The sequence below is a fragment of the Paucibacter sp. B2R-40 genome (assembly GCF_025717555.1).
Classification (GTDB): Bacteria; Pseudomonadota; Gammaproteobacteria; order Burkholderiales; family Burkholderiaceae_C; genus Paucibacter_A.
Window position 1 is genome coordinate 867573 of the sequence record NZ_JAJIRP010000001.1, and the last position, 23512, is coordinate 891084.

General features: G+C 62.7%; 22 protein-coding genes and 2 pseudogenes. 21 read left to right on the top strand and 3 right to left on the bottom strand.

Features of this window, described 5'->3' with window-relative positions; genetic code table 11:
• Window positions 1–34: 34 nt before the first annotated feature.
• The 5 genes from LNV09_RS03870 to LNV09_RS03890 all read left to right on the top strand — a co-directional run bounded on the left by LNV09_RS03870 (window position 35) and on the right by LNV09_RS03890 (window position 3344).
• Window positions 35–598, top strand: coding sequence for a lipid-binding SYLF domain-containing protein (locus LNV09_RS03870; RefSeq protein ID WP_263555738.1), 564 nt, complete (start codon window positions 35–37; stop codon window positions 596–598).
• Between the two features lie 83 nt (window positions 599–681).
• Entirely contained in the window at window positions 682–1206 is a 525-nt protein-coding gene (locus LNV09_RS03875) for a DUF2721 domain-containing protein (RefSeq protein WP_263555739.1), read from the top strand.
• A complete protein-coding gene (locus tag LNV09_RS03880) occupies window positions 1206–1868 on the top strand; it encodes an SOUL family heme-binding protein (RefSeq protein WP_263555740.1) in 663 nt (220 codons plus the stop codon). The genes LNV09_RS03875 and LNV09_RS03880 overlap by 1 nt, the downstream gene beginning before the upstream one ends.
• 193 nt (window positions 1869–2061) lie before the next feature.
• A complete protein-coding gene (locus LNV09_RS03885) occupies window positions 2062–2412 on the top strand; it encodes a hypothetical protein (RefSeq protein WP_263555741.1) in 351 nt (116 codons plus the stop codon).
• Window positions 2413–2654: 242 nt separating this feature from the next.
• Complete coding sequence (locus LNV09_RS03890; RefSeq protein ID WP_263555742.1) at window positions 2655–3344, top strand: PRC-barrel domain-containing protein; 690 nt, start codon at window positions 2655–2657, stop codon at window positions 3342–3344.
• 356 nt (window positions 3345–3700) lie between these two features.
• Here the strand turns inward: LNV09_RS03890 and LNV09_RS03895 are convergent, their stop codons facing one another.
• Window positions 3701–4819, bottom strand: coding sequence for a sensor histidine kinase (locus tag LNV09_RS03895; protein WP_263555743.1), 1119 nt, complete (start codon window positions 4817–4819; stop codon window positions 3701–3703).
• A gap of 177 nt (window positions 4820–4996) precedes the next feature.
• Between LNV09_RS03895 and LNV09_RS03900 the strand changes: the two are divergent.
• The 6 genes and pseudogenes from LNV09_RS03900 to gph all read left to right on the top strand — a co-directional run.
• Window positions 4997–5287 (top strand): annotated as a pseudogene (locus tag LNV09_RS03900) (tyrosine-type recombinase/integrase); the annotation flags it as partial.
• Window positions 5288–5627: 340 nt separating this feature from the next.
• Window positions 5628–6650: a glycerophosphodiester phosphodiesterase family protein gene (locus LNV09_RS03905; protein WP_263555744.1), complete on the top strand. Its 1023-nt coding sequence runs from the start codon at window positions 5628–5630 to the stop codon at window positions 6648–6650.
• A 154-nt stretch (window positions 6651–6804) separates the two neighbouring features.
• Window positions 6805–7088: pseudogene (locus LNV09_RS03910) on the top strand (integrase core domain-containing protein); the annotation flags it as partial.
• A 170-nt stretch (window positions 7089–7258) separates the two neighbouring features.
• Window positions 7259–8572: an SUMF1/EgtB/PvdO family nonheme iron enzyme gene (locus LNV09_RS03915; protein WP_263555745.1), complete on the top strand. Its 1314-nt coding sequence runs from the start codon at window positions 7259–7261 to the stop codon at window positions 8570–8572.
• 1 nt (window position 8573) lies between these two features.
• Window positions 8574–10361, top strand: a complete 1788-nt coding sequence (locus LNV09_RS03920) for a hypothetical protein (protein WP_263555746.1) — start codon at window positions 8574–8576, stop codon at window positions 10359–10361.
• Window positions 10362–10646: 285 nt separating this feature from the next.
• On the top strand, window positions 10647–11333 hold the full coding sequence (gph, locus tag LNV09_RS03925; RefSeq protein WP_263555747.1) for a phosphoglycolate phosphatase: 687 nt from the start codon (window positions 10647–10649) through the stop codon (window positions 11331–11333).
• Window positions 11334–11357: 24 nt separating this feature from the next.
• On the opposite strand, the gene LNV09_RS03930 is transcribed toward gph, so the two are convergent.
• On the bottom strand, window positions 11358–11969 hold the full coding sequence (locus tag LNV09_RS03930; protein WP_263555748.1) for a chalcone isomerase family protein: 612 nt from the start codon (window positions 11967–11969) through the stop codon (window positions 11358–11360).
• A 337-nt stretch (window positions 11970–12306) separates the two neighbouring features.
• On the opposite strand from LNV09_RS03930, the gene trpE reads away from it, so the two are divergent.
• Genes trpE through LNV09_RS03960 form a run of 6 tightly spaced genes read left to right on the top strand, consistent with a single transcriptional unit; the run spans window position 12307 to window position 17948 of the window.
• Complete coding sequence (gene trpE / locus LNV09_RS03935; protein ID WP_263555749.1) at window positions 12307–13806, top strand: anthranilate synthase component I; 1500 nt, start codon at window positions 12307–12309, stop codon at window positions 13804–13806.
• Window positions 13807–13808: 2 nt separating this feature from the next.
• Window positions 13809–14393 (top strand): anthranilate synthase component II, encoded by a 585-nt coding sequence (locus LNV09_RS03940; RefSeq protein ID WP_263555750.1) that lies wholly within the window; start codon window positions 13809–13811, stop codon window positions 14391–14393.
• Window positions 14394–14396: 3 nt separating this feature from the next.
• Window positions 14397–15419 carry a low-specificity L-threonine aldolase gene (gene ltaE, locus LNV09_RS03945; protein ID WP_263555751.1) on the top strand — a complete coding sequence of 341 codons (1023 nt, stop codon included), beginning with the start codon at window positions 14397–14399 and terminating at the stop codon, window positions 15417–15419.
• Window positions 15420–15435: 16 nt separating this feature from the next.
• Window positions 15436–16476: an anthranilate phosphoribosyltransferase gene (gene trpD, locus LNV09_RS03950; protein ID WP_263555752.1), complete on the top strand. Its 1041-nt coding sequence runs from the start codon at window positions 15436–15438 to the stop codon at window positions 16474–16476.
• A 1-nt stretch (window position 16477) separates the two neighbouring features.
• The gene (gene trpC, locus LNV09_RS03955) at window positions 16478–17266 is read left to right on the top strand and encodes an indole-3-glycerol phosphate synthase TrpC (RefSeq protein ID WP_263555753.1); all 789 of its coding nucleotides are present in this window, start codon (window positions 16478–16480) and stop codon (window positions 17264–17266) included.
• Between the two features lies 1 nt (window position 17267).
• Window positions 17268–17948, top strand: a complete 681-nt coding sequence (locus tag LNV09_RS03960) for a uracil-DNA glycosylase (protein ID WP_263555754.1) — start codon at window positions 17268–17270, stop codon at window positions 17946–17948.
• On the opposite strand, the gene LNV09_RS03965 is transcribed toward LNV09_RS03960, so the two are convergent.
• Window positions 17949–19427 carry a GAF domain-containing protein gene (locus tag LNV09_RS03965; RefSeq protein WP_263555755.1) on the bottom strand — a complete coding sequence of 493 codons (1479 nt, stop codon included), beginning with the start codon at window positions 19425–19427 and terminating at the stop codon, window positions 17949–17951.
• 237 nt (window positions 19428–19664) lie between these two features.
• On the opposite strand from LNV09_RS03965, the gene LNV09_RS03970 reads away from it, so the two are divergent.
• Genes LNV09_RS03970 through LNV09_RS03985 form a run of 4 tightly spaced genes read left to right on the top strand, consistent with a single transcriptional unit; the run spans window position 19665 to window position 23505 of the window.
• Entirely contained in the window at window positions 19665–20591 is a 927-nt protein-coding gene (locus LNV09_RS03970; RefSeq protein ID WP_263555756.1) for a glucosamine kinase nucleotide-binding domain-containing protein, read from the top strand.
• An 11-nt stretch (window positions 20592–20602) separates the two neighbouring features.
• Window positions 20603–21334 carry a GntR family transcriptional regulator gene (locus LNV09_RS03975; protein WP_263555757.1) on the top strand — a complete coding sequence of 244 codons (732 nt, stop codon included), beginning with the start codon at window positions 20603–20605 and terminating at the stop codon, window positions 21332–21334.
• Window positions 21335–21338: 4 nt separating this feature from the next.
• Complete coding sequence (nagA, locus tag LNV09_RS03980) at window positions 21339–22463, top strand: N-acetylglucosamine-6-phosphate deacetylase (RefSeq protein WP_263555758.1); 1125 nt, start codon at window positions 21339–21341, stop codon at window positions 22461–22463.
• A 31-nt stretch (window positions 22464–22494) separates the two neighbouring features.
• Window positions 22495–23505, top strand: coding sequence for an SIS domain-containing protein (locus tag LNV09_RS03985; RefSeq protein ID WP_263555797.1), 1011 nt, complete (start codon window positions 22495–22497; stop codon window positions 23503–23505).
• Window positions 23506–23512 lie beyond the last annotated feature (7 nt).

Sequence of the window (23512 nt, forward strand, 5' to 3'; positions counted from 1 at the left end):
GCTCCAGCAATCGACCCACTTCAAGGACAAGACCATGACTTCATCACGACGCGGTATTCACAAGTTGCTGCTGGCGACGGCAGCGACATTGCTGCTTGGCGGCCTGGGCGGCCAGGCCAGCGCGGCGACTGCCGAAGACCTCGACCATGACGCTGCACAGGCCTTGCAGGCGCTGTACAAGCTCAACCCCACGGCCGAGCTGATCTCGAAGACAGCCAAGGCCATCCTTGTCTTCCCGCGGGTGGTGAAGGCCGGCTTGGTTTTCGGCGGCAGCTACGGGGAGGGTGTGCTGATGCGGGGGACCAAGGTCAGCGAGTATTACAACTCGGTGTCGGCCTCCTGGGGCTGGCAGGCGGGCGCGGAGAGCTACGCCTATGTCGTCTTCCTGATGAGCGACAAGGCCGTCAGCTACCTGGAAAAGTCCAAGGGCTGGGAATTCGGTGTCGGCCCGACCGTGGTCGCAGTCAACGAAGGCCTCGCCAAAAATCTGTCCACCTCCACGCTGAAGGACGATGCCTATGCCTTCATTACCGATCAGCAAGGTCTGATGGCCAGCCTGAGCATCGAGGGCACGAAGATCAGTCGTATCAAGCGATAAAGACGCCGGCTTGAGCTGAATGACGCCGCCAGCAACGCAGACTCTGTCTCTTCAACGCAGCATCGACCTCGCAAGGATCAAGCATGCCCATGCCGGCGCTCGAAGGCCCACTGCTGATTCAGCAGGCGATACAGCTGTCGGTGGCGCCTGTGTTTCTGTTGACGGGCATCGCCAGCCTGCTCGGCGTGATGGCGACCCGACTGGCCCGCATCATCGACCGGGCACGCGAGGTCGGCAGGGGCAGGGGAGCGTTGGATGCAGAAGCCGTCGCCTTGGCACGTTTGGAGCTCGCCGGCCTCGAACGCCGGCGCCACTTGGCCAGCTGGGCTATCAACTGCTGCGCCGGCGCCGCGCTGCTGGTCTGCACGGTCATCGTGACCTTGTTCATCGAGGAGTTCTTGGGCGCCGATCTGAAGTGGCTGGCCGGCGTGCTGTTCATCGCCACCATGATGTCGGTGATTGCCGGCCTGTCCTGCTTCTTGGCCGAGGTCTATATCGCCACGCACAGCTTGTTCATCGATGCTCAATCCTTCGATGGCCAGGCAGCGCAGCTGAGCATGTTCGGCACGCCACAGTCGAAGCTTGCGCGTCACGAGAAAATGCCCTGATGCAGATCCAAGCCCTGCGCAAGCTTCACCGTCCCAGCATGGCCCTCAGTGCGGTGCTGTTCTCAACCCTGATGCTGAGTACCTTTGCCATGCCCAGTCACGCCACCGAAGAGCCCGAGTACCAGGTCGTTCGCGAACTCGACGGTATCGAGTTGCGCCAGTACGCCGCCTATGCGGTGGCAGAAGTCATCGTCGCCGGCCCTGCCAGCGAGGCCGGCAACCAGGCCTTCCCGATTCTGGCGGGCTATATCTTTGGCAAGAACAAAGGCGAGCGCAAGTTCGCCATGACGGCCCCGGTGACGCAGGTTGCCGTGCCGGTGAAGCTGGAGATGAGCGCGCCGGTCACCCAGAGCGCCGCGCCTGGCGGCTTCCTGGTGCAATTCGTCTTGCCCAATGGCATCACGGCGGCCAGCGCGCCCGAACCACTGGACGCACGCGTGCAGGTTCGCGATTTGCCGCCCAGCCGGTTGGCCGTGATCCGCTACTCGGGCCTATGGTCAGAGTCGAACTACGCGGAGCATCTGGCGAAGCTGCAGGCAGCCTTGCTTGCCGCCCACTTGAAATGGGAGGGCGAAGCGGTGTATTCGCGCTACAACGCGCCCTACACGCCCTGGTTCATGCGGCGCAACGAGATCTGGTTGCGGCTGGTCAAGCAATCTTGAATCAGCATCACCGATAGACGCGGCATTGGGCCGCTGTGCTTGTGTACGGCAAGTAACAGACTCCAAAGGGCGCGCCGGCGCATATTGACCGATGAACTTGCGCCCGAGATTCAAAGTCTGCGCTGGTTTTCGACTGCGGCCCGCGCCGCAAAGATGCGGGCCACCCTATTCAATCTAAAAGAGGAGCCAGACCATGACTTACCAAGGTGAACGTGCTCGTTCGATGGAAAGCGAAAACGGCCGATTTTTCGAAGTCTCAAAGGTGCGCATCGGCCCCGACGGTCACGTCAGTGATGTGCTCTGGGGCGAAGTCAAGGCCGACGCGGACAAGGCGGTCGGCACGAGCGTGCTGGCAACGGCGCTTGAGGTGGTGGACGCGATCCATGCCGGAGCGCATGTGGCGGCGGTGTTCCCGTCCAAGGACAGGCGTGCAGAGCGCGCCTTGGTGGTTGTCGAGCATCTGGACGGCAGGCAATGCATCGCCTTTGACGGCCAGCCGTCACCGGGTCGAAACCTCAGCGATCTGGACCGCCTGGCTGATTGATTCATTGATTTTTTGAATTGGCCAGACTCTGGCTCGGTGCTTTCTCTGCGTGCTGCTTGCCGGCGCTACGCCAGCTTCTTGCTGTCGTAGCGTTGCTGCGCGCCAAGGCCATGTTTGTCGATGCGGGCCTCGGGCTTGCGTGCGCTATCGAACAGTCAAGCCTGCGGCTGAGGCCTACAACGAGGGGGTACAGACACCCGCCGCCACTGACTTGGCGGCACCACTTCCAAAGGATCCAAATCATGAAGCACAAGGCTCTTTCAAACCTGTCGGTCGCCGCCCTTATTCTGTTCGGCGCGCTGTGCAGCGCTGGCCCGGCGGCGGCCCAGATCGCTGGCGGCACCACCACCGTGGAAGCCAGCGTCACCGAATCCACGTTGCTGGCGATGGGCTGGAGCGTCAAGAAGACGCTGCTGGGCAAGACCATTTACAACGACGCCGGCCAAAAAGTGGGCAAGGTGGAAGACCTGATCATCTCCCCAGACAAGAACCTGTCCTACGTCATTGTCGGCGCCGGCGGCTTCGTCGGCATCGGCAGGCATGACGTGGCCATTGCGGTCAACCAGATCCAGGACAAGGGGGGCAAGCTGGTGATGGCAGGGGCGAGCAAGGAGATGATGAAAGCCATGCCCGAGTTCACCTACGCCACCGACACCAGCAAGCGCGATGCCTTCGTCGCCACGGCGGACGCGGACATCGCCAAGGGCAAAGTTGCGCTGGCCGGTCTGGAGAAGAAGGCCGGTGCTGCCGCTGCCGATGCCAAAGCCAAAATCGACGCCGACGTCACCACCCTGCGGTCGGACCTGAAATCGGCCGAGACCAAGCTGGCCGAGCTCAAGCAGGCCAGCGCCGCACGCTGGCGCGAGTTTGAGGGCGACGTCAGCTCGGCCACAGCGCGTCTGCGCAAGTCGGTCGAGAAGGCCGCCGGTTGAATCTGGGGTGGGGCCCGGCTACCGCCCAAGCCTGATGCGCCGCACACACTTATGGGTCAATTGCAGGCGCCGGGTGTTCCGCAGTCGATCCATGGGGCTGTGCATGAAGCAGGCCTATCGGATCGGCAAACATCGTCACGGATTGCCCCTTGGCCGCACCACCCAGCATGAGTAAGACCAGCAGTAGGGCACGGCACATCGAATCATTCGACCATAACTGCGCTAGTTCGCGCAAGCTTCCGGCGCCAAAGTCTGGCATCGAGCAAAGTCAGATATCCGCTCCAGTGAACTTGCAGCCCGCAGCCACAGTCGGGATCGTGCCCGAAGCCGAGTTTCGCGGGTTGGCCAAATTGCTGTCACGGGGGCAATGTGAAGTGGAACTTGGAGCCCTCGCCCAGCACACTGTTCAGGCTAATGCTGCCGTCGTGCGCTTCGATGAAGGACCTCACGATGGCCAAGCCCAGGCCAAGGCCAGATCCGGAATCGGCCTCGCCGCCGGATTCACCCTTGTCGAAGACCCTTTCAATCATGTCGGCGGCAATGCCTTGGCCGTTGTCGCTGACCCAGCATTCAACGATTCCCTGGCCCGCCGCGACCTGCGCGCCGACAATCACTTCGCCACCCGGCGAGAACTGGATCGCATTTGCGATCAGATTTTGAAACGCTCTCCTGAGCAATCTGGCGTCTGCAAACACGACCAGATCGACGGGCACCTGATTGACTAGCTTCGTATTTGCTTGGGCCGCTATCGTCCCAAGATCGTCGAGAAGGGACTCCACCAGCGGCCACAGGTCGAATCGGCGCCGTTCGACCTTGACGCCGACGACCTCGAGCAAATTCGTGTTCTCTTCGAGCACTCTGCCAATCAAGTCCTGGAGCTGCTGCACGTTGCGGCGCAACGATTGCAAGATACGCTGGGAATCAGCGCCGAGAACTTGCCCGGACAGACTCTTCTCGAGCGACCGACCCGTGAGCGAGATCGCAAACAGCGGCGTGCGCAGATCGTGCGCAACGAAGGAGAGGTACTCCTCCCTGCGCTGCTTCACCTCGAGTGCTTGCTGGGCTGCAAATGTCTGCACGGCTTGGCCGATTGCATGGTCGAAGATGCGATTGATCACATGGAATGGCCGGCCTTGAAGCGCAACGTCATGCTCGGTCGCCAGGTCGTGGATGCATCCACGCATGATGTTGTACTCTGCCACCACCTCCTCGATATCGAATTCATCCTTCAGCCGCTGCAGCCCGTGGGCCGCTGGGCTGGCCTCGGCAAGCGCCTCGGGAATCGTCTGTCGGGGATTGGTTTCGAGCGCTGCCGCCAACTCTTTGAGCAGATCCGGGATGTGGTCGTTGAGTACCGGTGTGGCGAGATGGCTCGCCGAAGGCAGATTCCTGACCTGCGTTCGCCAAGCAAGCAAAAGCACCTCGCCGTTCGCTCTGACCAGATTGGCCAGTAGCTGCAAATTACTCACTGTCATTTGATATGTCTCATCGTTTGTGTGCAAAACACGGCTGAGTTTGCAAAAGCGTGCGCCCGCTAGGCACGGTGACAGCCGCGAGTCGAGCATGGTGCTCTGCGCAGAGCCGGACGGTAGCATGGCCGCCGAGCGCCGATTCGATCACCAGGCAACTCGTGATGACACGTCATGAAGAGTCTCCCATCTGCGGGTTTGCTCTTCCCCAGTCGCATGCGTGACCCACCGCATTTTGGGACGCGCCAGTACGCCCGGATCCATGCGGGCTGGGTGGAGGAGTTTGGCCTTGACCCCGCCTATTGCGGTACGCACTCCATGCGACGCACCAAGGTAACGTTGATCTACAGGCGAACCAAGAACTTGCGTGCGGTGCAGCTGTTGCTTGGCCACGCCAAGTTGGAGGCGACAGTGCGCCACCTGGGTATCGAGGTAGAAGTTGCTTTGGAAATTGCGGAGCAAACTGAAGTCTGATCGATGTGAATGGCGCTTGGCGTCTGTCCAAGAGAAGGAGTTGTCGGGCGACGGTTCCAGCAATACAACTGGGACCGTCGTCATGCCGAGTCGATGCCGAGATCGACCGAGCGGCAACTTTATGGCAAAGGAGTGATCTCACGGTCGACGCCATGTTCTACATGTGCAGGGGCACATACGGCGAGTCGGGTCGGTGGCCGGAAAGTAAGTTCACCAAAATTCAGTTTTCGGCTGAGCTACAGACGCTCCTTTTCGCCTATCTAGTGCGGCAACATCAACATCAGCTTGTCATGCGCTCTGCCTACAGTCGCCTGTCCCTACCCATACTAGGAGTTGATCCATGACCGTCTACAAATATCAGGCGCTTGCCCTGGCCCTCGCCGCTTGCTTCGCACAACAGGCGGATGCGACCACCCTCAACACATTGAATGGGCAGGCCCCGCTGGTGATCGCCCACCGCGGCGCCAGTGGTTACCTACCCGAGCACACACTGGCGGGCTACGAGCTGGCGGTCAAATTGGGCGCCGACTACATCGAGCCCGACCTGCAATTGACCAAGGACGGTTTCCTGGTCGCGATGCATGACACCACGCTGAACCGCACGACCAACGTCGCTGCGGTGCTGGGCAAGCGCAACAACAGCTACAACGTCTCCGGCTACACGCTGGCCGAGATCAAGCAACTGACCGTGCTGCCCACCGGAACCGGCCAGACCAGCTACCCAGGCTTCACACCCTCGTCACCCAACGCGATGCGCGTGCCGACGTTCGACGAGGTCATCGCGCTAGCTCAGGCCCAAAGCGCACTGACCGGCCGCACAGTCGGCATCTACCCTGAGGCGAAGATCTCCGACCCGATGATGGAGGACAAGATACTTTCCACGTTGGCGGCGTTCGGCTACGGAAAGTCCAGCGACAAGGTCTTCATCCAGTCGTTCAGCCTAGACACGCTGAAAAGCATTCGCGACAAGCAGAACCTGCTGGGCATGACGATCCAAGAAGTGTTCCTGGGCAACTCGGCCGCAGGTTCGTTTGCCGATATTGCCAAGACCGTCAACGGCATCGGCCCGTCGATTTCTGGTGGCGGCGCCAATGCCGTGACTGCCGCGTACATCCAGGCCGCCCACACGGCCGGCCTGCTGGTCCACGGCTACACCTTCGCCCAACCGGACCCCGCGCTCGCTGCCGTCCAGTTCGACAAGTACTTTGGCTGGGGCATGGATGGTGTGTTCACCAACTACTCCGACCTGGGCGCGACCGCACGCGACGTTTTGATGGCCGCTGTTCCGGAACCGAGCAGCTATGCGCTGATGCTGGGTGGGCTGGCGCTGCTGGGCGGCCTGGCTCGCAAGCGTCGAGCTTGAACCGGGTGCGATGGCGCCGCTCACAGCAGCGCCATTCCCCGTTCCGCCTTTGAGAGTGAAGCAAACCGTGGGAGGGCAGTTTAGGCAACAATCGCTTCCCCCCCTCGCTCTTGTTTGCTCAGGCTGCTGCGCACGGTTTTACGGTCAATTGCCGTTCAGGTCGAAGGACTTCAAGCAAGCCAGTGCTTAGCTGAACATCACGCATCGCATCATGCGAGCCTACCGTCCACAAACGAACGGCAAGGCCGAGCGGCTCATGCAATCGACGCGGCGAGAGTGGGCGTACAGCCAGACCTACCAGCACTCCCGCGACAGAATCAGCGCGCTGGCGCGATGGATCCATCACTACAACTGGCATCGCATCGCGGCATCGGATGCCTCCCGCCCATATCCCGTCTTACTGAGTCAGGCAACAACGTCTTGACTCTTCACAACTAGGCAGCGGCTCTCGTCCGGCAGCAATATGCACCGCAACACGCAGCCCAGCATCAATGCGAGCCGGGTGGCGCGCTACTGAGTGCCCTTGCGGCACTTCCTCAACTCATTGACGGCAAGACGACTGGGTACGCAGTTACCATGCGGGCTGCCAATTCAGTCAAAAGCCGCCCATGAAAACAAGCCCCGCTTTCTGCCTCGCCTTGTCTGTCTTGCTTGGGGCGTTCGCGCCGGCCGGCTTCGCTCAGAGTCCGGGCTCCATGCTGCGCGTCGGCTGCGAAGGCGCTGATGCCGGGGCCGAGGTCTCCATCAACGGCAAGTTCAAGGGCGAATGCCCGCTCGATATCCAGGTTGAGGAAGGCAGCCTGCAGTTGCGCCTGGTGAAGGCGGTGGACGCGACGCACGAACGCATCTTCGAGCAAACCGTGCGCATTGGCGACGGTGTGGTGAAGCGGGTCGACGCGCGCCTGGGGCAGGCGCAGTTGACGCAGGCGGGCCGAGAGTTGGTAGCACAAGCCCAGGCGGCTGCCAAGCTGCGCGAAGAAGCTCGGCTGCGCGACCTCGCCTTGGCCGCTCAGCAAAAAGCAGCAGCCATCGCGTTCAGCCTGGCCGAACTGAAGGCACAAGGCTTTGTGCCGGGCGACGGCAAGTCCTTTCGCGACTGCCCGGACTGCCCCGAGATGGTGTGGGTGCCGCCGGGTCGTCCGCCGCAGCGCCCGGACGACAACAACATCGTCGGTTGGTTGAACCGCGTCCGCATCGACTACCCGTTCGCCGTCGGCAAATTTGAAGTTACTTTTGCAGAATGGGATCAATGTGTGGCCGAGGGCGGCTGCAGCAAAGGCCCCACCGGTAAGGGGCCGGCCGAGGGCGTCACCCCTGGCTTCATTGTCGACACCCCATGGGGCCGCGGCCGCCAACCGGTGATCAATGTCAATATGGTCGATGTAAAAGAATATCTGGCCTGGCTTTCCAAGAGGACAGGCCAGACCTACCGGCTGTTGTCGCTGGCCGAATTCACCTACGCGGCACGCGGCGGGCGAAGTTCCAAACTGCCTTGGGGCGACGAGGTGGGGCGCAACAACGCCAATTGCGCGAATTGCGGGTCCAGCGCGGACGGTAAGCAAGCCATGGTGGTGGGCAGCTTCAAGGCCAATGACTGGGGCCTGCACGATATGGTCGGCAATGTGGCGGAAATGGTCGCCGATTGCGCGGTCGACGCGCGCGCCCTGGGCGATGCGCCGACGGATGGCAGTCCGTTTACTCAAAAATGCCTGACCCCGCCGGCTGAATATCAAAACATCCTCGGCAACCAGCGCTACACCATGGGCGGCCATTGGTTAGGCGCCATCAACCCCGGGATCAACATCGACCCCTCTTGGGATCGCGCAGCCAGTTTCTTGATCGGCCTGCGCGTCGCCCGCCCTCTGACGCCGCGCGCAAGTGATGCCAGCGCCGCCAGCAACGCCAGCCCTGCGGCGAACTGATATGTCTCGACTGCTGAGCTTCTGGGTCTTGCTGCTCGCCCTGATAGCCCAGGCGCCGGCGCAGGCACAAAGCCCCAAGGACGGGCCGCCCACCCTGGGTTTCGCGCTACAGCCCAGCGGCCAGCTCTACATCAGCAGCCAGCATCAAGGCAAGGCCGTGCACTGGGTACGCGATGGCAGTCTGGGCAGCGGAAAGTGGACGCTGTTTGTCGGTGCGGCCAATGATCGCCTGCGGCTGATCTTCGACGACAAGCTCGGCCTGCAGGACATTCTTGCGATGGACAAAGGCCAACGCATCAGCGTGAACAAGGTGGGCCAAGAGCGCATCGAATATCGGCTGTACGGTCCCGATCGCAGCTTCATTCTTGGCTCAGTGCTGTACCTCAAGGACGGCCGCTGGCTGCAGGGTCTGATGCGGAGCGAAGCCTTTGCGGGCTATGCCGCGCTCAGCGACGTCGTCGACGTCAGCAGCAAATTCAGCGCGCAGGCGGGCGGCCCTGAGTCCTTCGGTCGCCAAACGCTGGCTTGGCTGCAGGCACGCTGGCAGGGCATCAGCCTGATCCCGGCCGCACAGGCACAGACCTCGGCCGGTGATGACATCGTCAAGAGTTTTTTTGGCCGCCCGGCGCAGGAACTGCAAGGCTTTTTTGGTGCGCCCCTGCATGAAATGTGGAAAGGCGCGCTGGTCGGCGCCGCCGCGTTCACCGTCACCCTGGCATCGCAGACCTTTGTTGCCGGCGAAACCGTCGTTATCGGCACGGCCTTGACCGCCGCGGCCCCGTTTCTCGTTGCCGCCGGAGCCGGTGTGGCGGTCGGCGTCGCCGCCGAACGAAGCTATGAATGGGCACGCGCCAAGAATCTAGGCGGCAGCCAGTCGATGCGGGACTTGTTCAACCGCCTACAGGCAGACACCCGCTACAGCCAGGAGCCCGCACCGGTGGCGCCAGCCCCTCTGTTCGCCCCGGCCGCTAGACCGAATCCGTCATCGCGCGGTTTGCTCGACATGGCCGACAAACTGGACCGCCTAGATCAGCAGGATGTCTCTATCGCAATTGAACGTGCCGACCAATGCACGCGAAAACGCGATTTTGATTGCAGCAATGCCCAGCTTGCCAAAGCGGCCAAGCTGGTCACCGGCAAGGACGACAAACTGGCACTCGCGAACTCGCAGCAAAACATGGCGGACGAAAAGTCGCGCATGGCCGAAGAAGCGCGCCGCGCCGCCGCAGAGGCGCAAGCTCTGGCATTGGCCCGCCAGCAAGAACAGGCACGACTCGCCCAGGCCGAGCAGCGGCGCGAAGCGGAGGGCGGTTTTCAATGGGGCAAGGCGCTCGCCATGGGCGGCGGCGCCCTGCTCGGTGGTGTGGGCAAACTGAGCGCCGAGATGCAAGGAAAGATTTTGACCGGCATCGTCAAGGACAGCCTTGAAGGCCAATCCGGTGTCTCCAATTTCCAGGCCAGCGTCAACAGCCCAAAGAACGCTGGTGCTGGCCCTGGTGCAGGTACTGCGGGCAACGGCAATGCGGGTTCGACTGCTGGCGGCGCAGTCTCCAAGGCCGCCTTTAACGCCGGAGAACTCGCTTGCCAGCAAGAAGCGGATCGCGACGGCCGGCCCTACCAGGAGGCCCAGCTCGACACCTTCTGTGTCCTGGCCAGCAGCAATGCCTGTGTGAAGCGCAAATTCGGCTTCAACGGCTATGAGGCTGAGCGGATCGAATCCTGTGTGCGGATGAAACAATCGGCGCGGGCCTTGAAGCTGAATCCCGAGCTCTGCGGAGCCTGCCAATAAGCAACGGGGAACATGCCGTACTGCCTTCCCCCAGCAGGTGTTGGCGATTGCATCGAACTGACCCACCGCGATCACGCAATACTGACCCACTGCTAGACGCTATCGATACGTTCGGATTTCAAGACTCGACCGGTTCCTACTAACCGCGCAGAAACACCCTTTGTGTGGACGTGCAATTTGAGGGGTAGGAAAGCCGTCGCGGCTTTAACCTGAAGCCACTAATTTTTCCGAACTCTATTCTTTTCGTCAGGTCAGAATTGCCTCAATTTTTCCGAACTCTATTCCATGTTTCCGAACTCTATTCCGTCGTACCAAGTCCAGCCGCAGGCCTTCATCATCGATCTTGATGGCACCATGGTGGACACCCTGGGTGACTTTGTGGCGGTGCTGGAGCGAGTCTTGACTGGCTTGGGTTTGCCCAGGGTCGACCGCGCTTTTGTGGAAAAGACGGTGGGTCGAGGCAGCGAGCATTTGATCCGCAGTTGCTTGGCAAAGGTGGGCGGCGACGCGGCTTTGTATGAGCAGGCCTGGCAGCAGTATCAGCAGCAGTACCGAGCCCTCAACGGCCAATTCTCTGCGGTCTACCCGGGCGTGCGCGAGGGCTTGCAGCGGCTGCGAGCGCTGGGCATGCCGATGGCCTGCCTGACCAATAAACCGGGCTCGTTTGCGCGCGAGTTGCTGGCACTCAAGGGCTTGGCTGGCTATTTCGACAAGGTCTTCGGCGGTGATGACTTCGAACGCAAAAAGCCCGATCCTTTGCCGCTGCTGAAGACTTGCGAGGCGCTGGGCTCTGAGCCCGCCCGGACCTGGATGATTGGCGACTCCAGCAATGATGCGCAAGCGGCGCATGCGGCCGGCTGTCCCGTCGTTCTGGTCAGTTATGGCTACAACCATGGTGAGCCGATCCGCAATGTGCCGGCTATGCAATATGTGGATAGCTTGGACCGGATCAGCCTGAGCAATGAAGATTGATGCAGTGCGCACTTTGGGACGCGCTTAAGTCCGTCCTCGTTGCTCTTTGGCGATGCCCAGTAGCGCGTCCTTGAGTTGTTCATCGGCTGGAGATTTGCCCAACCAGATGCGCAACAGCGCCGAGTAGAACTCGGGCTCCTTGATCGGCGTGCCTTGTGGCTTGCCGTTCAGCAGCACGACCGAGCCGGTGCCGGGGATGAAATCGATAGAGAAATGCTCTCCGGCCGTCAGGCTCTTGCGGCTGGAGAAGATTTCGGCCACGCGCAGCACACCGTTGATGGCCTTGCTGAACTCCTCGCGCGAAGCGTTCTGCTCGATGCCCTTGGTGAACAGGCGGCCGAGCTCATTGCCGTCAACTTCTCGCAGCATCACGATGTGCAGGCGCTTCGGGCCGGCGGCGCTCAGCACAGCCTCGGGCGTAGAGGCCTTGGCGCTCAGGTAAAGCCCAGCTGTGTAGACCTGGAAGACGGCCTTGTAGCGTGTGCCGGCACCATTGAGCAGCAGCGGCTGTCCGCCGAGATTGAGAGTTTGCTCATACTTGACACCGGAGACTTCGATTGTCTGAGCTTGGGCGGGCAGCGGCTGGTGCAGGGCCAGGGTCAGGGCCAAGAGTGCCGTATAAAAGAATCCTCGCATTGAATTGCTCCGTTCTTGTCGTCATTGAAGGTGCCCAGATTCAAGGCAGGGCGGAACCAGTATGCCGCGAAGGCGTGAGTCTGTCCGTCTGCGCGGCACGTCACATTGGGCTGATACACTGAAACCATCATGTTCATCACGCGCAACTTCATCAAGGGGTCTCACGACCGGGGAGCCTGGCCCTGGCGTCGCCGGCCTGTGTTCGTTTGATGACGCTTGTTGCTGTGCCTTTGATCGCTCGATAGACAGATAGTTAGGTCGAGCCCGGTCAGCCCAAGCGAGCTGTTTCTGCGGCGTGCCCAAAATAGACGGCGCGCTTTTGCAAGGGTTTGACTTGATGATTACCGAACTTGAATTCAAGAGCCTGGCTGCCCTGGGCTTTAACCGCATCCCCTTGATCAGCGAAGCCTTCGCTGATCTGGAAACCCCGCTCTCGCTCTACCTCAAACTCTGCTCGGGCTCAGGCGCCTACGGGGGCAAAGGCGGCAGCAACAGCTTTTTGCTGGAGTCGGTGGTCGGTGGTGAGCGCTTTGGGCGTTACTCCTATATCGGTCTGCCGGCCCGCACCGTGCTCAAGAGCCGCGGCCTGCTGACCGAAGTGATCTGCGACGGCCAAGTGGTCGAAAGCCATAACGGCAACCCGCTCGATTTCATCGCCGCCTATCAGCAGCGTTTCAAGGTGGCGCTGCGCCCCGGCATGCCAAGGTTTTGCGGTGGCCTGGCCGGCTACTTCGGCTATGACGCGGTGCGCTATATCGAGCCCAAGCTGGCTCAAACAGAGATGCCCGGCGGCGTCGACACGCCCGATGTGATGCTCTTGCAGTGCGAGGAGCTGGCGGTCATCGACAACCTCAGCGGCAAGCTCTATTTGATTGTCTATGCCGACCCGAGCCAACCCGAGGCCTTTTTCAAGGCTCAAAAGCGCCTGACCGAATTGCGCGACAAGCTGGCCTATAGCGTCTCGGCGCCCGTGGTCAAGCGCGGTCAGGCGCATCCAGTCGAGCGCGAATTCGCCAAGGCCGACTATCTGAGCGCGGTCTTGCGGGCCAAGGAGTACATCGCTGCCGGCGACATGATGCAGGTGCAGATCGGCCAGCGCCTGCGCAAGCGTTACACCGAATCGCCACTGAGCCTGTACCGGGCGCTGCGTTCGCTGAACCCCAGTCCGTATATGTATTTCTACGATATGGGCGACTTCCAGATCGTCGGTGCCTCGCCCGAGATTCTGGTCCGCCAGGAGCATTCGGCCGAGGGCGATAAGGTCACTATCCGCCCCTTGGCCGGCACTCGTCCGCGCGGTGGCACCACGGAGCAAGACCTGGCCCTGGAGCGCGAACTGAAGGCCGACCCCAAGGAGTTGGCCGAGCATCTGATGCTGATCGACCTGGCCCGCAATGACATCGGCCGTATCGTCAAGACCGGTTCGGTCAAGGTGACCGATGCTTTTGTGGTCGAGCGCTACTCGCATGTGATGCATCTGGTCAGCAATGTCGAAGGGCTGCTGAAAGACGGCATGAGCAATCTGGACGTGTTCCGCGCCAGCTTCCCGGCAGGCACGCTGAGCGGCGCGCCAAAGATTCGTGCGATGCAAATCATCGATGAGCTGGAGCCCGTCAAGCGCGGTATCTATGGTGGCGCGGTCGGTTGTCTGAGCTTTGCCGGCGATATGGATCTGGCCATCGCCATCCGCACCGGCATCATCAAGGACGAAACGCTTTACGTGCAGGCAGCGGCCGGCGTGGTGGCCGACTCGGTGCCGGAGTTGGAATGGGCCGAAACGGAAGCCAAGGCCAGAGCCTTGATCCGTGCGGCTGAACTGGTTGAAGAGGGGTTCTGATCATGTTGTTAATGATTGATAACTACGACAGCTTCACCTTCAACTTGGTGCAGTATTTTGGGGAACTGGGCGCCGAGGTGCGCGTGGCCCGTAACGACGAGATCACGCTGGCCGAGATCGAGGCGATGAAGCCCGATCATCTGGTGCTGTCACCCGGCCCTTGTTCGCCGGCCGAGGCCGGCATCTGCGTCAGTGCGATCCAGGCCTTCATGGGCAAGCTGCCGATTCTGGGCGTTTGTCTGGGGCACCAGAGCATGGGCGCGGCGGTGGGCGGCAAGATCATCCGCGCGCAGCGCCAGATGCATGGCAAGGCCAGCACGATCACGACGGATCAAAAGGGCGTGTTCAAGGGATTGCCCAAGGACTTCAGCGTCATCCGTTATCACTCGCTGGTGATTGAAGAGGCCAGCATGCCCGAGGTGCTGGAGATCAGCGCGCGCAGCGAAGACGGCGAGATCATGGGTGTGCGCCACCGCGAACTGGCCGGTACGGCAACACCATTGGAAGGCGTGCAGTTCCACCCGGAATCGATACTCAGCGAGCATGGCCACGCGATGCTGAAGAACTTTTTGACGCTGGCGCTGTAGCTCATGAAAGTTGTAGATTTCCGTAGCGATACGGTGACGCAGCCGACGCCGGCCATGCGTGAGGCGATGGCTGCGGCCAAGCTGGGCGACGATGTGTTTGGCGATGACCCCAGCGTCAATGCATTGCAGCAGGCAGTTGCCGAGCGGCTGGGCTTTGAGGCGGCGCTCTTTATGCCCACCGGCACGCAGAGCAATCTGGCCGCGCTGCTCAGCCATTGCCAACGCGGGGATGAATACATCGTCGGCCAGTTTGCGCACACCTTCCGCTGGGAGGGTGGTGGCGCGGCCGTGCTGGGCTCGATCCAGCCGCAGCCGCTGAATCATCAGCCCGATGGCACTTTGTCGCTGGCCGAGGTCGAAGCGAATATCAAACCCGACGATGTGCATTTCGCCCGCACCAAGCTGCTGACGCTAGAAAACACCATCGGCGGCAAGGTGCTGCCTTTGGCTTACCTGGCGCAAGCGTCGGCTTTGGCCTTGAAACATGGGCTGGCGCGCCATCTGGACGGCGCTCGGCTGTTCAACGCTGCGATGGCGGCTGGTGGTGAACCCTATGCCGCCGCCCGCGAGATAACGCAGCATTTCGACAGCGTCTCGGTCTGCTTCTCGAAAGGCTTGGGCGCCCCTGTCGGCTCGGTCTTGTGCGGCTCGGCAGGCTTCATCCAGCAGGCCAAGCGTTGGCGCAAGATGCTGGGCGGCGGTATGCGCCAGGGCGGCATCTTGGCGTCTGCCGCACATTACGCCCTGGACCATCATGTCGCTCGCTTGGCCGACGATCATGCCTTGGCCCGTCGGCTGGCGGTCGGCTTGCAAGGCCTTGACGGGGTGACGGTGGAGGCGCCGCAGACCAATATCGTGTTTGTCGATGTGGCTGGACCCCAGGCCGTCGGCGTGCTGGCCCATCTCAAGTCGCGTGGGGTGCTGGCGACCGGGCTCTACAAGCTGCGCTTTGTCACTCATCTCGATGTGAGCGAAGCGGATGTGGATCAGGCCATTGCCGCAATGCGCGAATTTTTCGCTGGATAACAGGATTGGAATCGTGATGCCTTTTACCGACCAAGAAGCGCTGACCCGCGTCATCGAACACCGCGAAATCTTCCACGACGAAATGCTGACGCTGATGCGCCGCATCATGGCCGGCGAGATGTCGCCGGTGATGGCTGCGGCCTTGCTGACCGGCCTGCGCGTCAAGAAGGAAACCATCGGCGAGATCACCGCCGCCGCGCAGGTGATGCGTGAGTTGTCGACCAAAGTGCCTTTGGAGGCGGCGGCCCACCCCCATCTGGTGGACGTGGTCGGCACCGGCGGCGACGGTGCGCACACCTTCAATATCTCGACCTGCTCGATGTTTGTGGCCGCTGCGGCCGGCGCACAGGTCGCCAAGCACGGCAATCGCAGCGTTTCCAGCAAGACCGGCAGCGCCGATGTCTTGGAGGCACTCGGCGCCAACATCATGCTGACGCCGGCTCAGGTGGCGGCCTCGGTGGCGCAGATCGGCATCGGCTTTATGTTCGCGCCCAATCATCACCCGGCGATGAAAAACATCGCGCCGGTGCGGCGTGAATTGGGCGTGCGCACCATCTTCAACATCCTGGGCCCACTGACCAACCCGGCCGGCGCACCGAACATCCTGATGGGCGTGTTTCACCCCGATTTGGTCGGTATTCAGGTGCGCGTGATGCAGCGCCTGGGTGCCGAACATGCACTGGTCGTTTACGGCAAGGACGGCATGGATGAAATCTCGCTTGGCGCCGCGACCTTGGTCGGCGAATTGAAAAACGGCGAGGTGCGCGAATACGAGATTCACCCCGAGGATTTCGGCATGGCGATGGCCTCGAACCGCACGCTCAAGGTGGCCGGCCCGGAGGACTCGCGGCTGATGTTGATTGGCGCTTTGAACAACGAAGAAGGCCCCGCGCGCGATATCGTGATCCTGAACGCTGGTGCAACGCTGTACGCTGCCAATGTGGCCGATTCGATTGCCGCAGGCATTCAACTGGCTCGCGCGGCGATCGCTTCAGGCGCTGCGCGCGCGAAGCTGGATCAATTCGTCAGCAGCACGCAAACCCTGGGTCGAGGCTGATATGTCCGATATCCTGCGCCGCATCGTCGCGGTCAAACATGAAGAGTTGTTACGCGCTCGCAAGCAGCGTTCGCTGATCAGCTTGCGCGAAGAGGCTGAGGCAAGGCAGGACCGGCGTGGCTTCGCGGCCGCACTGCGCGCCAAAGTGGCGGCGGGCCAAAGCGCGGTGATCGCCGAGATCAAAAAGGCCTCGCCCAGCAAAGGTGTGTTGCGCGCCGATTTTCAACCCGCTGCGATCGCCGAGAGTTATGCCAAACACGGCGCGGCTTGCTTGAGTGTGCTGACCGACGAGCAGTTTTTTCAAGGCTCGGTCGCTTACCTGCAACAGGCGCGGGCGGCCTGCGACTTGCCGGTCTTGCGCAAGGATTTCATGGTCGATGAGTACCAAGTTTTCGAGGCTGGCGCGATGGGCGCTGATTGCATCTTGCTGATCGCCGCCTGCCTGGATGATGCACAAATGGCGGACCTCGAGGCGGTGGCACTCAGCCTCAATCTTGACGTGCTGGTGGAAGTGCATGACGGCGCGGAGCTTGAGCGTGCGCTGCGTTTGAAGACGCCGCTGGTCGGCATCAATAACCGCAATCTGCGCACCTTCGATGTGACCTTGGACACCACGCTGGGCTTGCTGGACCGGGTGCCGGCGGATCGCTTGTTGGTGACCGAGTCTGGCATCCTGGGCGCTGCCGATGTGCAGCGCATGCGGGCCGCGAATGTGCATGCTTTCTTGGTCGGAGAGGCCTTTATGCGGGCGCCGGACCCGGGTGCGGCCTTGGCGGCTGTGTTCGCCTGAGATGGACTTTTCAAGGCTTGACAGGGACTGGCGGCTGGTTGTCGAGGCCTGGGCCCTGAGTCCGGCCGGCCAGCAGCTACAAGCGTTTTGGGCGCGGCGCCGCGCCGCTGGCGCGGTTATTTTTCCGCCGGAGCCCATGCGGGCCTTGCGCCTAACGCCACTTTCACAGACCCGCGTGGTGATTCTCGGCCAAGACCCCTATCACGCTGCGGGCCAGGCCGAGGGCTTGGCGTTTTCGGTCCCGGAGGGCGTCAAAGCGCCGCCCAGCCTGCGCAATATTTTCAAGGAGCTGCAGCGCGACCTGGGCCAGCAGCCGCCGATGTCGGCCAGCCTTCTGCCTTGGGCTGAGCGCGGCGTTTTGCTGCTGAACTCGGTCTTGACGGTGGAAGAGGGCGCGCCGGCCAGTCATGCCGGTCAAGGCTGGGAAGCGCTCACCGATGCCTTGATCGCGGCGGCCGCCGAAGCCGCCGCGCCCAAGGTTTTCATGCTCTGGGGCGCCTATGCGCAGGCCAAGGCGGCGCTGATCGCTGCTGCCGGCCCGCAACACTTGATTCTGCGGGCCAATCACCCTTCGCCCTTGTCGGCGCTGCGACCGCCAGTCCCCTTCATGGGTTGCGGGCATTTTTCGCAGGCGGCAGCCTGGTTGGCCGCGCGGGAGCGGGCGATCGACTGGACGCTGTGATCAGGCCAGGGCCAACTCGAACAGCCGTGCCAAATGGCTGGCCTGCAACTGATCCTGGCGGCTCCATAAATGCTTTTGCTGGCAATGCGCCAGCCACAAGACGGCCACCATTTCGCCCTTGACGTACAGCGGCAGTTCGATGCGGGACAGCGTGCCTGCCGCTTCGGGCAGCGCGCTGAGTTCGGCTTTGAAGGGATGGTTGCTGACGGTACCCAAGGCTTGCGGCTTGCCCGCGGCGTTGAGCCAATCCAGGTACTGGCTTTGTTCGGCCTGGCGCAAACTTGGGAAGCCGCCCGCTTGGGCGGCCGGCTTGGCCCCGACCCACCAGAATTGCACCCGGCCGAGGCGCAGAATCTGCTGCGCCTCGGCGCACAGCTGCGCAAGCGCGTTCAGTCTGTCGCCCTGGTGGTTGATCTTCCAGCGCCGGTTCGACAGACTCAGCAGCTGGGCTTCGGCGGCTTGCCGGGCGGGGTCGAAAAAGCTTGCCAGCCCGGGGCGCACCGGGCTGCTCAGGCGTTCGATCTCGGCCTGCAAATTCAAATGTTGCCAAAGATGCGGAATAGCGGCGTCTTTATCGCCTTGTTGATCATGCAATTTGGCCAAGAGCAGATGGGCCTGGCTTTGCTGTGGGCGCGAGTGAATGCGATTGGCCAGCAGCAGGCCATGCTCGGTGCTGCGGATGGCGCCGGCGCGGTCGCCGCGCGCCAGGGAGATATCGGTCCAGGTGCGGCTGGCGGCGGCCTCGAGCCAGCTGTGGCCGAGCTTGGCGGCAATGCTCAAGGCCAGCCGGCAGTCCACCGTCGCCCAATCAAGCCGGCCGCGCGCGAGTGCCGCGCGCGCCAATTGCCAATGCGCCTCGGCTTCGTATTCCCGATGTTGGCCGCGCCGCGCTGCAGCCAGGCCGTGGCTGAAATGGCGTTCGGCGTCGTCGAGCTGATGGGTTTCGAAATGGCCGACACCGATATTCAAGGCCAGCTTGGCCGCCAGATAGCTGTCATCGGCTGCGCCCAGTAGTTGGGCGGCCTCGCCATGCACCTCGCGCCCACGTGCCCAGGCGCCGAAAGCGTAATGAATTTGACCCAGCCCGATTCGCGCCGCGGCCCCGGCACGTGCGTCGGGCACGGCGGCGGCCAATTCGGCCGACTGATTCCAGTGCTCGGTGGCTTCGAAGTACTCGCCTTGCTGGTAGGCGATGCGGCCCAAGGCCTCGTGCAAGCGCGCCCCTTGCAAGGGATGGGCGTCCACGTCCAAGTCGGCCTGAGCCTGCAGCAGCGCCGCTTGCAACTCCAAAGCGCGCCCGCGATGTTCAAGCAGATAGAAGTGTGCGTACAGCGCATCGCTGGCTGCTGCGTGTTGGCCCGCAGTCTTGGCCGAATGCTCAAGTGCCGCCAGGCGCAGCAAGGCGCTGTTGGGGTGGCGCTGCGCTACCCTTGAGAGGCGCTTCAGGACTTCGGGGGGCAGGGCGTCGGCTTCGGTCACGGCTGGCTAAATCAAGGCTTGGGGGGTGTAGGTGCAGGCTTTGCGGCTGGCGCGGCTCGGCCCAAAACCGCAAGGATAGCCGCTGCGCTCAGCGGCCTCGGCAAAACCCGACGAGGCAGCATTTGGCAAGCGCCCAAAAGGAGCCGGCGCGCGGGCTTGAACGAAGGTTCACCTAAGGTAAACACCAATGCCAGTTTCATTGACTGGCATTATTTTTGGTATTAGACTGGTATCGCTATGACATCCAAGCCCGACTCTTCTCGCACCCACATTCTCGTCCAGCCTGACAGCGCTGCGCGCTTTCTGATTGGCGTTGACGGCGGCGGCACTGGCACGCGGGTCAGACTGACTGATTTGCAGGGACGGGTGCTGGGTCAAGGCGATGCCGGCCCGTCTGCTTTGGGGCAGGGTGCCGAGCAGGCTTGGTTGCATATTCAACAGGCCGTGGCGGTGGCGGCGGCACAGGCGGGTTTGGTGAATTTGGCGCCCGCCGACTGTGCCATCGGACTTGGTTTGTCTGGCGCCGGCGTGCCAACGCAGGCGGCCGAATTTTTGGCGCGCCAGCCCGGCTATGCCGCGCTGGCGCTGGATAACGACGGGTTCACCACCGTTTTGGGCGCGCATGCCGGCCAGCCGGGTGCGGTGGTGGCCTCGGGCACCGGCTCGGTCGGCGAGGTCTTGCGCCGTGACGGCTCGCGCGGCTTGGCCGGCGGTTGGGGCTGGATCGCCGGCGACGAAGGCAGCGGCGCCTGGTTGGGCTTGAAGGCCATGCGCCATGCCTGTCAGGCGCTGGACGGCCGCGTGCCGGTCGGCCCCCTGGCGCAGGCGATTTGGGCTGTGGCGGGGTCGCACACCGAGGCGATGCTCGCCTGGGGTGCCGTGGCTGGGCAACATGCCTATGCCAGCTTGGCGCCCTTGGTGTTTGATTGCGCGGGCAGTGACCCCGTGGCGGCGGGCTTTGTGGCCGAGGCGGTGTTGGAGCTGGAAAAGCTGGCGCATGCCTTGGACCCCGACGCAAGCCTGCCCTTGGCCCTGTGCGGCAGTGTTGCGCTGCGCTTGGCTCCCGACTTCTCTGCCGCCCTGCGCGCCCGTTGTGTGCCCCCCCAGGGTGACTCGGCCGACGGCGGCGTGCATCTGGTGCGCGGCGCACTCCAACAACAGTAGAGCCCAGCGATATGACCTTCCAATTCAAAGCCGACCCGGACGCCGCGTCGCCGCTGTACATGCAGTTGGCGCACAAGCTGGCGCAGGCGATTCGCCAGGGCGAGTACCACGCCGAAGAGGCGCTGCCGTCCGAGCGGGTGTTGGCGGAATCGCTGGAGTTGTCGCGCGTCACCGCGCGCAAGGCGATCGACCGTTTGGTCGAGCAGGGCCTGATCATTCGCAAGCGCGGTTCGGGCAACTACATTGCACCCAAGCTTGAGCAGCCACTGTCGCGGCTGACCAGTTTCTCTGAAGAGTTGCACCAGCGCGGCTTCAAGCCCAGTTCGCGTTGGTTGGCGCGCAGCTTCACGCCGGCCGCGCCCGATGAGCAGCTCAGCTTGGGGTTGGGTACCGGCGAACGCGTGGCGCGCCTGGAGCGCTTGCGCTTGGCCGATGCGGTGGTGATGAATTACGAAGTCACGGTGATGCCGGAGGCGGTCTTGCCCGATCCGATGGCGGTGCAGGCCTCGCTGTACGAGCATCTGGCCACCTTGGGTGTGGCGCCGGTGCGGGCTCTGCAACATATCCGTGCCATCAACGCCGACGCGAAATTGGCCGGCTTGCTGGAAGTGCCGGTCGGGCAGGCGGTCTTGTTCATCACGCGGGTCGGCTATCTGGAGTCGGGTTTGGCTGTCGAGCTGACGCATTCGTATTGCCGCAGCGACTACTACGATTTTGTTGCCGAGATGCGGCGCGAGGGGTAAAGCTTTGGCTCAGCTAATAGACGGCTACGTGCTGACACCGCAGGGCTTTGTGCGCGGTTTTATCGAGATCAGCGAAGGTCGCATCATCCGCATTGAGGGCGAGGCCGTCACTGAAGCCCAAGTCCGCCACGACAAGCTGGCCTTGCCCATCGTGCTGCCGGGTTTCATCGACGTGCATGTGCACGGCGGCGGTGGCCATGACACGATGGAAGGCGGCGACGCCGCGCTGCAGATGTCGCGCCTGCATGTCAAGCATGGCACGACGGCGATGCTGGCCACCACCATGACCGCACCGCTGGCCGATATCGAAGCGGCCTTGACGGCCTTGGGTCCGGTTTGTCGTGCGCGTGCGCCCAATGCGGCCCGCATCCTGGGCGTGCATCTCGAAGGCCCCTACATCAACCCCGGCAAGCTGGGCGCACAGCCCGACTTCGCCAAGCCGGCCAGCATGGCCGAAATCCAGGCGCTGAATGCGCTGGCACCGATCAAGCTGATCACCTTGGCGCCCGAGATGGCCGGCACGCTGGAACTGATTGGCGAGTTGCGCGCGGCCGGCTTCCAGGTGCAGATCGGCCACACCGCCGGCACCTATGAAGACGGCGTGGCGGCGATCAATAAAGGCGCCGGTGGTTTCACGCATTTGTTCAATGCGATGACCGGCCTGCACCACCGCGAGCCCGGCATGGTCGGCGCGGCCTTGGCCCATGCCCGTTACGCCGAAATCATCCCCGACCTGCTGCATGTGCATCCGGGCGCGATCCGGGTTGCGATGCGCTCGATTCCCTGCACCTTTTGCGTTACCGATTCGACCGCCGCGGCCGGCATGCCCGATGGCGACTACAAACTCGGCAGCCACACCGTCACCAAGTGCATGGGCGGCGTGCGTCTGCCCGATGGCACCTTGGCCGGCAGTACGCTGACCATGGACCAAGCGCTGCGCAATCTGGTCTGGTTGGGCCTGGAGATCGAAGACGCGTCCAAACGCGTCTCGACCTATGCGGCTGACTACCTGGGCTTGAGTGACCGAGGTCAGTTGACGGTCGGTGCCTGGGCTGATGTGGTCGTGCTGGACCGTCAGCTGCAATTGCAGCGCGTGTTTGTCGAGGGGGAAGAAATTGAACTCGCGTGAGTGCTTGCCGGCGCGCGTTTACGCCTCCCGCATGCAAGAAGAGGCGCTGGGCGCCCCGGCCGCCGTGGCGTACCAGCTGGCTCATGACCGCAACGCCTATGCCGAACTCGGCGAGGCACTGCGCGAGCAGCCTCCCAGCAGCTTGTTGACCGTGGCGCGCGGCAGCTCCGACCATGCGGCGCATTACATGGCCTATCTGATGATGGCGCGCATGGGTCGGCTGGTGACTTCGCTGCCGATGTCGCTGGTGACGCTGTACCAAAGCAAGATCCGCTGCGAGGGACTGGTGTCGTTCGCATTTTCGCAGTCGGGCCAAAGCCCGGATCTGATCGCGCCGACCGGGTTCTTCCGCGCCGGCGGTGCTCGCACGGTGGCTTTTGTCAACGCCGAGGGCTCGCCGCTGGCCGAAGCCGCGCAGTTCGTCTTCCCGCTGCACAGCGGCCCCGAGCTGAGCGTGGCCGCGACCAAGAGCTATATCTGCCAGCTGGTGGCCGGCGCCCGTGTGGTGGCTGCCTGGAGCGCTGATGATGATTTGCAGGCCGCGCTGGAACAGTTGCCGGCTGCTTTGGAGCAAGCCGCGCAGCAGCGCTGGGATGTGGCCGTCGAGGTTTTGAAGGATGTCGACAAGCTGTTGGTCATTGGCCGCGGCACCGGCTACGCCGTGGCGATGGAAGCGGCGCTGAAATTCAAGGAAACCTGCGGCATCCAGGCCGAGGCTTTCTCCGGCGCCGAGGTCAAGCATGGCCCGATGGCGCTGATTGAAGAGGGCTATCCGATGCTGGTATTCGCGCCGCGCGGCCCAGCTCAAGCCGGCTTGCTGGCCTTGGCCGAGGAGATGCGCGGCCGGGGTGCGCGCGTGCTGCTGGCCGCACCTGCGGGTACGCCGGGCGCTGAACTCACTTTGAGCTGCACCGGCAATGAGGACCTGGATCCGATCGCCGTGGTGCAGAGTTTCTATCCAATGGTGGAAGCGCTGGCTCGCGCACGCGGCCGCAATCCCGACTCGCCGCCGCATCTGGCCAAAGTCACCAAGACCAACTGATCGCCCC